The organism is Streptomyces sp. NPDC000345 (assembly GCF_042898825.1).
GTDB lineage: Bacteria > Actinomycetota > Actinomycetes > Streptomycetales > Streptomycetaceae > Streptomyces.
This window is the reverse complement of record NZ_JBIAZE010000003.1, coordinates 121,531-133,835: the sequence shown is the minus strand read 5'-3', so window position 1 is coordinate 133,835 and position 12,305 is coordinate 121,531. Positions and strand designations below refer to the sequence as shown.

The 12,305-nt window shown below is 73.5% G+C and carries 14 protein-coding genes and 1 pseudogene; 9 read left to right on the top strand and 6 right to left on the bottom strand.

Annotated elements, in window-relative coordinates:
- The first annotated feature begins 24 nt into the window (after positions 1–24).
- Both ACFY30_RS08110 and ACFY30_RS08105 read left to right on the top strand, forming a co-directional pair.
- Positions 25–543 carry a flavin reductase family protein gene (locus ACFY30_RS08110; RefSeq protein ID WP_390844325.1) on the top strand — a complete coding sequence of 173 codons (519 nt, stop codon included), beginning with the start codon at positions 25–27 and terminating at the stop codon, positions 541–543.
- 47 nt (positions 544–590) lie between these two features.
- Positions 591–1,067: a GNAT family N-acetyltransferase gene (locus ACFY30_RS08105; protein ID WP_390844324.1), complete on the top strand. Its 477-nt coding sequence runs from the start codon at positions 591–593 to the stop codon at positions 1,065–1,067.
- 10 nt (positions 1,068–1,077) lie between these two features.
- On the opposite strand, the gene ACFY30_RS08100 is transcribed toward ACFY30_RS08105, so the two are convergent.
- A complete protein-coding gene (locus ACFY30_RS08100) occupies positions 1,078–1,995 on the bottom strand; it encodes an alpha/beta fold hydrolase (protein WP_390844323.1) in 918 nt (305 codons plus the stop codon).
- 117 nt (positions 1,996–2,112) lie between these two features.
- Entirely contained in the window at positions 2,113–2,550 is a 438-nt protein-coding gene (gene arfB, locus ACFY30_RS08095; RefSeq protein WP_390844322.1) for an alternative ribosome rescue aminoacyl-tRNA hydrolase ArfB, read from the bottom strand.
- Positions 2,551–2,696: 146 nt separating this feature from the next.
- On the opposite strand from arfB, the gene ACFY30_RS08090 reads away from it, so the two are divergent.
- Positions 2,697–3,272: a TerD family protein gene (locus tag ACFY30_RS08090; protein ID WP_390844321.1), complete on the top strand. Its 576-nt coding sequence runs from the start codon at positions 2,697–2,699 to the stop codon at positions 3,270–3,272.
- A gap of 77 nt (positions 3,273–3,349) precedes the next feature.
- Positions 3,350–4,306, top strand: a complete 957-nt coding sequence (locus ACFY30_RS08085) for a GNAT family N-acetyltransferase (RefSeq protein WP_390844320.1) — start codon at positions 3,350–3,352, stop codon at positions 4,304–4,306.
- A gap of 43 nt (positions 4,307–4,349) precedes the next feature.
- Here ACFY30_RS08085 and ACFY30_RS08080 read toward each other — a convergent pair whose 3' ends face one another.
- Positions 4,350–5,774, bottom strand: coding sequence for a M1 family metallopeptidase (locus tag ACFY30_RS08080; protein ID WP_390844319.1), 1,425 nt, complete (start codon positions 5,772–5,774; stop codon positions 4,350–4,352).
- Between the two features lie 58 nt (positions 5,775–5,832).
- Between ACFY30_RS08080 and ACFY30_RS08075 the strand changes: the two genes are divergently transcribed.
- A complete protein-coding gene (locus ACFY30_RS08075; protein WP_390844721.1) occupies positions 5,833–6,333 on the top strand; it encodes a hypothetical protein in 501 nt (166 codons plus the stop codon).
- A gap of 15 nt (positions 6,334–6,348) precedes the next feature.
- Here the strand turns inward: ACFY30_RS08075 and ACFY30_RS08070 are convergent, their stop codons facing one another.
- A complete protein-coding gene (locus tag ACFY30_RS08070; RefSeq protein WP_390844318.1) occupies positions 6,349–7,044 on the bottom strand; it encodes a pentapeptide repeat-containing protein in 696 nt (231 codons plus the stop codon).
- Positions 7,045–7,190: 146 nt separating this feature from the next.
- Between ACFY30_RS08070 and ACFY30_RS08065 the strand changes: the two genes are divergently transcribed.
- The 3 genes and pseudogenes from ACFY30_RS08065 to ACFY30_RS08055 all read left to right on the top strand — a co-directional run.
- On the top strand, positions 7,191–8,354 hold the full coding sequence (locus tag ACFY30_RS08065) for an NAD(P)-binding protein (RefSeq protein WP_390844317.1): 1,164 nt from the start codon (positions 7,191–7,193) through the stop codon (positions 8,352–8,354).
- A 51-nt stretch (positions 8,355–8,405) separates the two neighbouring features.
- Positions 8,406–9,377 (top strand): zinc-binding dehydrogenase, encoded by a 972-nt coding sequence (locus ACFY30_RS08060; RefSeq protein ID WP_390844316.1) that lies wholly within the window; start codon positions 8,406–8,408, stop codon positions 9,375–9,377.
- Positions 9,362–9,834 (top strand): annotated as a pseudogene (locus ACFY30_RS08055) (MFS transporter); the annotation flags it as partial. The gene ACFY30_RS08060 and the pseudogene ACFY30_RS08055, both read left to right, overlap by 16 nt.
- Before the next feature lie 58 nt (positions 9,835–9,892).
- Here the strand turns inward: ACFY30_RS08055 and ACFY30_RS08050 are convergent.
- Positions 9,893–11,299, bottom strand: a complete 1,407-nt coding sequence (locus ACFY30_RS08050; protein WP_390844315.1) for an NAD(P)/FAD-dependent oxidoreductase — start codon at positions 11,297–11,299, stop codon at positions 9,893–9,895.
- The gene (locus ACFY30_RS08045; protein ID WP_390844314.1) at positions 11,296–12,006 is read right to left on the bottom strand and encodes a rhomboid-like protein; all 711 of its coding nucleotides are present in this window, start codon (positions 12,004–12,006) and stop codon (positions 11,296–11,298) included. Before ACFY30_RS08045 ends, ACFY30_RS08050 begins: the two co-directional genes overlap by 4 nt.
- Between ACFY30_RS08045 and ACFY30_RS08040 the strand changes: the two genes are divergently transcribed.
- Positions 11,996–12,286 (top strand): hypothetical protein, encoded by a 291-nt coding sequence (locus ACFY30_RS08040; protein WP_390844313.1) that lies wholly within the window; start codon positions 11,996–11,998, stop codon positions 12,284–12,286. The two genes, ACFY30_RS08045 and ACFY30_RS08040, sit on opposite strands and share 11 nt — an antisense overlap.
- Positions 12,287–12,305: the final 19 nt, after the last annotated feature.

Here is a 12,305-nt window from a genome sequence, read left to right as displayed (position 1 = left end):
GCCGCCTCCGGGCATGCTGTGGGGGTGAGCAACGACGAGTTCCGCGCGGTCATGTCCCGGCTGGCCGGCGGGGTGGTCCTGGTGACCGCGCAGGAGCCGCCGCTGGACCCGGACGACCCCGGGGCGCCGGAGGGCGAGTACGCCGGCATGACGGCGACGGCGTTCCTGTCGGTCTCCCTGGAACCGCCCCTGGTGCTGGTCAGCCTGCGCACGGGCTCCCGCATGGACGACCTGCTCGACGAGCAGCCCCTGTGGGCGGTGTCGGTGCTCTCCGAGAGCCAGCGGCACATCGCGGGCCGCTTCGCGATGAAGGGCCGGCTCAGCGACCGCCTGCTCTTCGAGGACATCCCGTACGTCCGCGGCGAGGTGACCGGCGCGCCCCTGGTGGGCGGTGCGCTGGGCACCCTGGAGTGCCGGACCGAGCAGCGGGTGGAGGCGGGCGACCACACACTGGTGATCGGCCGGGTGATGCGGGCGAGGATGCCGAGTGCGCAGGGCGGCCCGCTGGTCTATTTCCGGGGACGGTACCGGCAGTTGGGCTGAACGGGAATTCAGTTGCGACTGTCGGCGGGCACTCTTGCTTTGCCGGGATGACGATGTCGTCCGGGGCTTCTCTCAGGCTCGAAGAAATCACCCCAGCGAATGTGGACGCGGCTCTCGCCGTCAAGGTCCGGCCCGATCAGGAATTCGCAGTCGCACCCGTTGTGAAGTCGCTCGCCGAGGCCTATGTGCACCCGGATGTCGCCTGGCCCCGGCTGATCATGGACGGTGACCGCCCCGTCGGCTTCCTCATGGCCTTTTTCGACATCGACTGGAAGCTCGACGGCACCGTGATCCGCTCCGGCCTGTGGCGCCTGAACATCGCGGCCGGGGAGCAGGGGCGGGGATACGGTCGTTTCGCCGTGCAATCGGTCGCGGACGAGATCCGCCGGCGGGGCGGCAAGAAGCTCTTCGTCACCTGGCACGAGGGCGGGCACGGCCCCGAGGGCTTCTACCGGGGACTGGGCTTCCGCAGGAACGGGGAGCTGAGCGGGGGCCAGGTGGTGGGGGTGCCGGCACTGGCGTGAGGCCCGGTCCTCAGCCCGCGCTCCCGGACTGGACGCGGCACTCCTCCAGGAAGTCCAGCAGGCGCAGATGGTGGCGGCGGGCGGTGTGGCCGAGGCTGATGTTGTGCCCGGCGTCCGGCTCGTGGTCGACGCGGACCAGGGGTGCGGCGAGCGAGCTGGTCAGCTCCCGCAGGGCCGGGGGGTCCCAGGCCCACAGCCGCTCGTACTCGGCGAAGGTGAAACGCACCGGGACGCGGATCCGGCGGGCCACCTCCGCGTACCGGCCGGGCCAGTCGGGGATCTCGTCGGCCTCCCGCGCCGGGACGGGCGCGACGAAACCGCGCGCCAGCCGGAAGGTGTCCGGCGGATAGAGCGTGAGCGGCCCCCAGTGCAGACGGTGGTCGGGGCGGTGCCGCAGGGCGGCCACCCGGTCGGGCGGCACGGCCCAGCGGGCGCCCACCCCGGAGACGTCCACGCCGAGCAGCCGCTCGGCCCGCCGTGCCGTCGCCGCCGTGGTCAGCGCCACCTTGCCGCCCAGCGAGTGACCCACCAGGAGGAACCCGGCCCCCGTGGCCCACCGGGCGGCGTAGGTGCGCAGGGCCGCCCGCACGCACCGGGCCTGCTCGGTGAGGCACAGGCCGTGCGGCAGACGGCGCGCGGAGGCGCCGTAGCCGGGACGGTCCAGGGCGAGGGCGGCGTAGCCGGCGCCGGCGGCGAGGGAGAGCAGCGAGGTGGAGGCGTCGGCCTGACCGTGGAAGTACCCGGCGGCCATGCCGCTGCCGTGCAGGGCGACGACGACCGCGCGGGGCGGGGCGTCCGGGGGAAGGGCGAGCAGCCCGGAAAGGTGGATGTCACCGGCCCGGAGCTCGACCTGCTGGACGAGGGAGGGGCGCCGCGAGGCGGTGGCCGTGACGGTCGTCGTACTCGCTTCCGGGACGGGCTGTGCCATGGGGCGTCGTCTCCTCGGTCCGGTCCGGGCTCTGCCGTCCAATGTCACATCGGTGCGAGCGGTGTGCGAGGTGACGGCGGCCCAGTGGCCCAGTGACCCCGTGCCGCGGTGCGGGCCTCAGGCCCAGTCCCGCCCGGTCCTGCCCCGCTTGGTCTCGGACCGCTGCTTCTTCTCCCGCAGCCGCCGCTCGTTGATCCCCCGGGGGATGCGGGTCGGCCGGCGCGGCTTGGGCGGGGGCGCGGTGGCCTCCGCGAGCAGGGCGGCGAGGCGTACGGCGGCGGCCTCGCGGTTGCGCCACTGGGAGCGGTGCTCGGAGGCACGGACACTGACGACGCCGTCGGTCAGACGGCCGGCCAGCCGCTCCAGCGCCCGCGCCTTCCACACCTCGGGCAGCGCCTCGGTGCCGGCCAGGTCGAACCGCAGTTCCACCTGGGAGTCACTGGTGTTGACGTGCTGCCCGCCCGGTCCCGAGGACCGCGAGAAACGCCACATCAGCTCGGCCTCGGGGAGCGAGACGGAGCCGCGGATGAGATAGGGACCGGACATGCCCCTCATGGTCGCGCGGCTGACCGGGCCACGTCACCCGAAATTTCCCGGGTAAAGAAAGCAAAGCGACCTGGAACCTTGTGTACCCCTCTCGGCGTTCATACCGGTAGCTGTAGCTTTCTGCCGTACCGGAACCGAGGGAAGGGTCCCAAACCATGGCTGTAAGCCTGTCCAAGGGTGGCAACGTCTCGCTCACCAAGGAGGCTCCGGGCCTGACCGCCGTCACCGTGGGCCTCGGCTGGGACGTCCGCACCACCACCGGCACGGACTTCGACCTCGACGCCTCCGCGATCGCGGTCAACACCCAGGGCAAGGTCTACTCCGACGCCCACTTCGTCTTCTTCAACAACAAGCAGACACCCGACAGCACCATCGTCCACACCGGCGACAACCGCACCGGTGAGGGCGCGGGCGACGACGAGGCGATCAACGTCAACCTGGCGGGCCTCCCCGCCGACATCGACAAGATCGTCTTCCCGGTCTCCATCTACGACGCGGAGAACCGCTCGCAGAACTTCGGCCAGGTCCGCAACGCCTACATCCGCATCATCAACCAGGCCGGCGGCGCCGAGATCGCCCGCTACGACCTCTCGGAGGACGCGGCGACGGAGACGGCGATGGTCTTCGGCGAGCTCTACCGCAACGGCGCGGAGTGGAAGTTCCGCGCGGTCGGCCAGGGGTACGCCTCGGGTCTGGTCGGCATCGCCCAGGACTTCGGCGTGAACGTCTGAGCGACCCCGCACACCGCGCGGAGCCCCCGGCCCGAAAAGGCCCGGGGGCTCCGGCGTGCCGGCGGTAGGTTGCCCGCGTGATCCTCGACGCCCTGCCCCTCACCCCCGGCCACGACCTCCCGGCCCCCCTGCTGACCGAACTCACCGCCCTGTACGCCTCCAACCGCGAGTTCCAGGCGCTCAGCGGCGACTTCCCGGACCCGGACGACATCCGGCCCGAGCAGGTGGCGGTGGCGCTCGCGGAGGAGGCGGCGAACCCGGAGGTGGAGGTGCTGCTCGCCCGCTCCGAGGGGCGGCTCGTCGGGGTCGTGATCACCCTCGGCCGCCATCCCGACCCCGCCGACCCCGACCCGTGGATCGGTCTGCTGATGGTCGACGCGCGCGAGCACGGCCGGGGGTACGGGCGGCGGATCGTCGAGCGGGTCGAGGAGCGGTTTCGCCGTGAGGGCCGTACGGCCGTGCGTCTCGCCGTCCTCGACGCCAACCCCGAGGGCCTGGCCTTCTGGACCGCCCTGGGCTACGAGGTCGTCGACCGCCGGCGGGATCGGCAGCTCGGCCGCCCCTGCGCCGTCCTGCGCAAACCGCTGCGCACGCCCCGCCGCGCCGCCCGGGTCGCCGTCCTCGCCCCCGACGGCGCCGTCTTCCTCTTCCGGTACGACAACGTCGAGACCGGCGTCCACTGGGCGCTGCCCGGCGGTGGCCTGGAGGCGGACGAGACCCCGGCCGAGGGCGCCCTGCGGGAGCTGCGGGAGGAAACGGGATGGGACGACCTCGCCCCCGGCCCGCTCCTGTGCACCTGGGAGCACGACGTCACCCACGCGGGCACACCCGTCCACCAGCACGAGCACATCTACGTCACGCGGGGCCCACGCCGGGACCCGGACGGGCAGCGCCTCGCCGCCGCCCACGCCGCGGACGGCATCCTCGGCGGGCGCTGGTGGTCCCGCGACGCGCTGCGCACCGCCCCCGAGCCGGTGTGGCCGCCGGAACTCGCCCGCCTGCTGGACGCGTACGAGGCCGGCGAGGAGAACTGAGCCCGCGCACGGCCCGCCCGCCTTCACGGCTGCTCCGGCACCTTCACGGCTGCTCCGGCTTCCCCTTCCCGTACAGCCAGTCGTCCCAGATCTCGGTGAAGTCCTCGTCCGGCGCCTGCTGTTCCACGTACGCGGTGAAGTCGTCGGTGCCGGCGGTGCCGTGGCGGTGGGCGGCGGTCCAGCCCTGGACGAGGTCGTAGAAGGCGTCGTCGCCGACCGTCCGGCGGATGAGGTGGATCACCATCGCGCCGCGCTGGTAGACGGGGTCGCCGGAGATCTGCGCGGCGTCCGTGGGCTTCGCGGGCGGGAACGCCCACAGGTCCGGGTAGTCCTCCTCGCCGTCGTCGTAGAGAGCGGTGAAGGTCTCCTCCGCCGTGTCGCCGCCCTCGTCCTCCGTCCACAGCCACTCGGCGTAGGTCGCGAAGCCCTCGTTGAGCCACATGTCCTGCCAGGTCCTGGGCGTGACCGAGTCACCGAACCACTGGTGGGCGATCTCGTGGACGAGGGTCTCGGTGTCCGGGGCGCCGGGGTGGACGGGACGGTTCTGGGTCTCCAGGGCGTAGCCGGAGTCCTCCGGGCGGTCGACGATCGCGCCGGTGGAGGAGAACGGGTACGGGCCGAAGTTGTCCTGCGCCCACTCCGTCACCTCGGGGATCCGGGCCAGCACCGCGCGGCTCGCGGACACCTGCGTCGGGTCGACCGCGACATACACCGGCAGGCCGTTCTCGGTGGTGGAGCGGGTGACCGTGTACCGGCCGATCGCGACCGTCGCCGCGTAGCTCGCCATCGGCTCGGCGGTGTGCCAGGTGAAGGTCCTGCGGCCGTCCGCCGTCCGCTCGCCCTTCGGCTCCCCGTTGGAGACGGCCGTCAGTTCCTCCGGGACCGTCACGGCGATGTCGTACGACGCCTTGTCGGAGGGATGGTGGTTGCCGGGGAACCAGGCCATGGAGCCGGTGGGCTCGCCGAGGGCCAGCGCTCCGTCCTCGGTGCGCAGCCAGCCCTCCTCGGACTCGTCCGGGTCGGTGATCGTGCGGGGGCTGCCGGAGTAGCGCACGGTCACCTCGAAGGTCTCGCCCTTGGCCAGGTCCCGCCGCGGCCGGACGGTCAGTTCCTGGCCGTCCCGGTCGAATCCGGCCTCGCCGCCCTCGACGGTGACCTTCGTGACGTCCATGCCGTACAGGTCGAGGTCGAAGGAGGACAGGGCCTGGGTGGCACGGGCCGTGATCGCCGCCGTACCGGTGAGACGGTTGCCGTCCGGCTCGTAGGCGAGGGTCAGGCCGTAGTGCGAGACGTCGTAGCCGCCGTTGCCCGCCTTCGGGAAGTACGGGTCGCCGAGCCCGGGGGCACCGGCGTGCGGACCGCCGCCCGGCGCTCCGCCGTCGCTTCCGCCGTCGCTGTCGCATCCGGTCAGGGCGAGGGTGACGGCTAACAACGCGGCGGCCGGGACAAGGCGTACGGATCGGGACATGTCAGAGATCCTATGGGGACCGCGGGCGCGGGCGCGGAGCCGTGACACCATCGCCTACGTGCTCGACATCGGCTACGCCCTCTCCAACCGCTTCCCGGACCCGCCGCAGACGGACTACCGCCGTGCGGACGTCCACGCCCTGCGCCACGATCTGTTCTGCGGGGACGTCTACCTCGCCGACACCAAGGCGGACCGGGAGCTGTCCACAGCCTGGGGATGGGTGCCGGTGCTCGACTTCGCGTGGGCGCTGTGCGACATCGTGGAGCGGATCGACCAGGACCCGGCCGGTTCCCGCGCCTCCCGCCCCCAGTCCGCGGAACTGGACTTCACCGAGTCCACCGACCGCATGCTGTTCGAGCGCCGCTTCGGCTGGGTGGACATCGAGGCCGACTGGATGCCGGCCGAGGAACCCCCGCTCACCTTCTCCCACACCGAACTGCGCCGCGAGTCCCGCGACTTCCTGAACGACCTCCTCGCCGACCTGATCGACCTGCACGAGGATCTGGGCGAGAACCCGGCGATCTGGACCCTCCAGGCCCGCTTCCCGAGGATCGGCTGACCGCCCGCCGCGCCCTCAGCCCTCCACCCTGATCCCCAGCTGCGCCGCCAGCACCGGCGCCAGATCCAGGAGTTGGGCCGGGCTGATCACCGCGCCCGCCAGCCGGTCCACGCCCGCCGAGATGCCCAGCTCGGCCGCGCCGCGCAGGTCGGCGTCCGCCAGGGTCGCCGCGGTGAAGTCCGCCGCGCGCAGGGCGCAGTCCACGAACTCGACCCGCTCGAGGCGGGCGCCGCCGAAGTCCGGTTCGACCAGGACGCAGGACTGGAAGACGACGTCCCGCAGCCGCGCCTGACGGAGGTTCAGGAAGTCGATCTTGCCGCCCCGGATCAGCACCCGCTCCAGAACCGCCCCGTGCAGCTGGGTGCCGCCCAGGCGGGCGTCGACGAGCTCGACGTCGCGCAGGGTCGCGTCCACGAGGTCCGTGCCGACGCCCCGGACGCCGGTGAGGACCGAGTCGAGGACACGGGCGCGGGTCAGCGCCGTACCGTCCAGCGCGCACTCCGTCAGCGCGCAGTCCATGAAGCGGGCGCCCGCCCCGTCCTGCCCCGCCAGGTCCGTCCCCCGGAAGTCCACCCCGTCGTAGTCCCCGTCGGGCTCCAGCTCCCCTCCCCCGTACGGCTCGAGCGCGGGCAGCCGCACCTCCGGCCGCCGAGCCCCCTTCACACCCGCCCCGCCGGGCCTGCCCGTCCCGCCACTCGCTCGCCTCGCCATGCCCCCCATCGTGCACCCCGCCACTGACAATCCCCCCGGCCTGCGCCGACGCCCCCGTTGTCACATTCCGGGCGCCTCATCGGTCGTAGAGGTGGCGGGACAGAAAGGCCCGCCCCGCCCGAGCCGACCCGAAGGAGCACCCAGCCATGCGCCCAGCCCTCACCGTCATCGGCGGCGGCTTCGCCGGACTGACCGCAGCGATCGCCGCCGCCGAGGCGGGCGCCCAGGTCACCCTGTACGAGGCACATCACACGCTCGGCGGCCGGGCGCGGACCGCCGAAGGGCCGTACCGGACCAACGAGGGACCGCACGCCCTCTACAACGGCGGCCCGCACTGGACCTGGCTCAAGCAGCGCGGCCTCCTCCCCGCGCTCGCGCCCCTCCCGCCCCTGGAAGCCACCCGGCTGCGTCTGCGGCACCACGGCGTCCTGCGCCGCACCCCGCCCCTCGGCATGCTCAAGCTGCTGCGGCACACCTCCCTGCGGGCCCCCGTCGACGTCGACTTCCGCACCTGGGCCACCGGCCTCGTGGGCCCCGAAGGTGCCGACGCGGCAGCCAACTACTCGGCCGTCGCCCTCTTCCACCACGATCCCGGCGCCCTGTCCGCCGCCTTCGTGCAGGAGCGGCTGCGCCGCGCGACCAAGCTGCCTCCCGAGGCGCACTACCCGCGCGGCGGCTGGGCGAGCCTCGTCGACAGGATGGCCGGCCGGGCCTGGAACGTCGGGGTGCGCATGGAGATCCTGTCCCGCGTCGACACCCTCCCCGCCGGCCGCCCGGTCATCGTCGCCACCTCCCTCGACGCCGCCCGCCGGCTGCTCCGCGACGACTCCCTCACCTGGCCCGGCGGCCGCACCGTCCTGCTCGACCTCGCCCTGCGCACACGCCGCGGCGACGCCTTCGCCGTCTCCGACCTGGACGCCCCGGGCTGGATCGAGCGCTTCACCGCCCAGGACCCCACCCTCGCCCCGGCCGGCGAGCAGCTTCTCCAGGGCCAGATCCCGATCGCCCCGCACGAGAGGAAGGCCGACGGCGTGGCCCGCGCCGAGCAGCTGCTCGACCTCGCCTTCGACGGCTGGCGCGAGCGGGTCACCTGGCGGCGGGAGGCCGTCGCGAACGGCCGTACGGGCGCCGTGGACCTGCCCGGCACCAGCTGGCGCGACCGGCCCGCCGTGGACCGCGGCGACGGCGTCCTCCTCGCGGGCGACCAGGTCGCGGCGCCCGGCGTGCTGTCCGAGGTGTCCTTCAACAGCGCCCTCACCGCCGTGTCCTTGGCACTGGGCCGGCGCTCCCTTGACCTCAAGCACGCTTGAGGTCGAAGAGTGGGGCCCCGAGACCGTCACCCGGAACCATGGGGGAACCAGATGCACGCCATCCGTCTGCACGCCTTCGGCCCGGCCGAGAACCTCCTCCACGAGGAGGTGGACGACCCCGTCCCCGCACCCGGCCAGGTCCGTGTCGCCGTACGGGCAGCGGGTGTCCACCTCCTGGACACCGCCCTGCGCGAGGGCCTCCAGGGCCCCGCCCCCGCGCCGACCCGGCTGCCCACCGTCCCCGGCCGTGAGGTCGCCGGCGTCGTCGAGTCCCTCGGCGCGGGCACCCCTGACTCCTGGCTCGGCAAGCGCGTCGTCGCCCACCTCGGCTTCGCGCCCGGCGGCTACGCCGAACTCGCCGTCACCGAAGCCGACCGCCTGCACGAGATCCCCGCGAACCTGGACGCCGCCCAGGCCGTGGCGATGATCGGCACCGGGCGCACGGCACTGGGGATCCTGCAGTTCGCCGAGCTCGGTCCGGACGCGGTGGCCCTCGTCCCGGCGGCCGCCGGAGGCATCGGCACCCTCCTCGTCCAGTACGCCCGGCACACCGGTGCCACGGTCGTCGGTCTCGCCGGCGGGCCGCTCAAGACGGTCCAGGTGGAAGCGAACGGCGCCGATCTCGCCGTCGACTACAACGACCCCTCCTGGCCCGCGAAGGTCCGCGCCCACCTGGGCGGCCGGGCCGTCACCGTCGTCTTCGACGGCGTCGGCGGGGCCGTCGCCCGCGAGGCCGTCGGACTCCTCGGCCCCGGGGGCGGACACCTCGTGTTCGGCTGGTCCGCCGAGGGCGTCCGCGGCGGCCCGGGCCATTTCGTCGAAGGCGTCTCGGAGTCGGTCCTCGGGCCGGTGATGCTGGAGAAGGCCGGAGGCCTGCGCGCCCTGGAGGAGCGGGCCCTCGCCGAGGCCGCCGCCGGCCGCCTCGCCCCGGCCGTCCAGCGCTTCCCGCTCGCCGAGGCCGCCGCCGCGCACCGCGCCCTGGAGAACCGCACGACCATCGGAAAGGTGGTCCTGGAGCCATGAAGACGGGCTTCGCCTTCCTCCCGCTCACCCTCGCGATCATCACCGGCTCCACCCGGATCTCCGCCCGGCTGACGAACCACGTGCCCCCTCATGGGCCTCGGCATGGGGCTGACCCTCATGCCGGTCTTCGCCACGGCCGCCGCCGGGGTCGCCCCGCAGGACGCCGGCGTCACCTCGGCCACCGCCAACACCTCCCAGCAGGTGGGCGGCTCCGTCGGCACGGAGCCGCTCAACACGATCGCCACCACCAGCAGCACCGCCTACATCGCGGCCCGCCTCACCGGCCCCGCCCAGCGCGACGCGGTCACCTCGTGAGGGCATCGTCCACGGCTACACGGTCGCCATCCGGCGGGCCGCCGGCATCCCGCTGACGGCCGGGCTGATCGCGGGCCTGATGGTGACGGCCGGACCCCCCGAGCACGAGGTCCCCGCCCGGACGGCGGTACCGGAATCGGTGGGCCGAGCCCCGGCACGGGCCCGGCCCGGCCCGTGCGGCGCGGCTGCGCGGCGGCGCCTCAGTGGCGTCCGGCCACCCGGTCCGCGATCCGCGCCAGCCGCGAGGACCCGGTGCCGTGCCGCGCGGTCTCCCGCCGGTCGGCGGTCCGGTAGGTGGCATACATGCCCCGCACCCCGAGCCAGCGCAGCGGCTCCGGCTCCCACCTGCGCACCTTGTGCCCCACCCACGGCAGCACGGTCAGCTCGGTGTTCCCGCCCTGGCCGGAGTCCAGCAGCACGAGGTCGCGCAGGGTGCGTCCGGCCAGATTGGCCGTGGCGACGCCCGATCCGACGTAACCGCCCGCCCAGCCCAGGCCGGAGGCCCGGTCCAGGGTGACCGTGGCGCACCAGTCGCGCGGCACGCCCAGCACCCCGGACCACGCGTGCTCGACGCGCACCCCGGCGAGCGCCGGGAAGAACCCGACCAGGATCTCCCGCAGCGCCTCGACGGTCTCGGACTGCGTGCGCCCGTCGTTGTCGGTGCGCGAGCCGAAGCGGTACGGCACTCCGCGCCCGCCGAGCGCGATCCGCCCGTCGGCCGTGCGCTGGGCGTACATATAGGCGTGCGCCATGTCCCCGAGCGCCTCCCGCCCCTGCCACCCCACGGCCGCCCACTGCTCGTCGGTGAGCGGCTCGGTGGCGATCATCGAGGAGTTCATGGGCAGCCAGGTCCGCTTCTCACCCTTCAGCGCGGCCGTGAACCCCTCCGTGCAGCGCAGCACGTACGGCGCGCGCACGGTCCCGTACGGCGTCACCGCCCGCCCGGCGAGGATCTCGGTCACCGGCGTCGACTCGTACACCTGAACCCCCAGCGCCTCGACGGCCGCCGCGAGCCCCTTCACCAGCTTCACGGGGTGCACCCGCGCCCCGTGCGGCGTCCACGTCGATCCGACGGCCCCCGCCACCCGCACCCGCTCGGCGGTCTCCCGGGCGCCGTACAGCTCACGGTCCTTCTGCCCGTACGACAGCTCGCGCGCGTGGAAGTCCCGCAGCCGGGCCAGTTGCGCGGGCGTGCGGGCCACCTCGAGGACCCCGCCCCGGTGGACGCCGGCCTCGACGCCCTCCTCCGCCAGCACCCGCACGACCTCGCCGACGGTGTCGTTCATGGCCCGCTGCAGCCGTACGGCGGCCTCGTGGCCGTGCAGGGCGGCGTACCGGTCGCGGCCCGCCACGCCGTTGTACAGCCAGCCACCGTTGCGTCCGGAGGCCCCGTACCCGCAGAACCTCTGCTCCAGGACGACGATCCGCAGCGCGGGCGCCGCCTTCTTCAGGTAGTACGCCGTCCACAGCCCCGTGTACCCGCCCCCGACGATCACGACGTCGGCGGACATGTCACCGCCGAGCGGTTCCCTTACCGCCGGAAGTCCGTCGTCCGCGTACCAGAAGGAGATCCCGCCGTTCACGACATCGCTTGCCGAGGTGCTCATGGCCGGACGCTATCCGGTGAAGTGGCCCCTGTCTCCTTCGGATTCCGTACTCTTTCGCGCCCTCTGACCAGCGGGTGGCAGGCGAGTCCGACGAGCACGGCGACGAAGTGACCGACGTCGGTGAAGGTCGGCCCGGTGGCGAGCGGCACCGCGAAGACGGCCGCCACGAGCACCAGACACGGATACCGCCACGGCGGCCGGATTCGGTACACGAGCACCGCCACCACCCCCGCCAGCGCGTAGCTCACACCCACGTCGAGGGTGTTCACCGAGGACCGCGGCGCGACCCCGTCGCGGATCGCCTTCAGCAGCGCGCCCTCGCTGACCAGCGTCGCCAGCACGTGCGCCGCCACGCACACCACCAGCCAGCGCACGGTCCCCAGCCAGCGCTCCGCCCGGGCGTGGAACACCGAGTACAGCAGCGCGTACGGCAGCCAGTGCCCGCCGTCGATCCACATCGCGCTCGCGATCAGCACCCGTACGGGATGCCGGGACAGTTCATGGAGATTGGTCGACCTCTGCCGCAGGAACTCCCGCTCGAACTCCGGGGACATGTGGTGCAGGGCGACCGTGGTGACGAACAGGATCCCCAGCCACACGTAGGTGCCGGGCGCGCTGCGGACGTACGCCCACACCGCCCGCCGCGCGCCGGAGAACCGCGGGAGCCGATTCACACCCGCAAGTATCGTCCGGAAGGTGATCCACATTCCGCGCGCGCTGGTGACAGAGCAGGTAAAGATGCACGGCGAGGAGGGGCCGGCCTTCATCGCGGGGCTGCCGGACCTGGTGGCGGAGTTCCTGGAGCGCTGGGACCTGCGGACCGACGGGCCGCCGATGCACGGCGTGTGCGCCCTGGTCCTGCCGGTCACCGCCGCCGACGGCACGCCCGCCGTGCTGAGACCCCGACCTGGAACTCGGCCGCCGGCTGCGAGCCCACCGGCCGAGGCATGCCGTGACGTGAAACAACTCTGCCCGTCGCGCACGTGAGCGACGGGCAGAAGGGGAA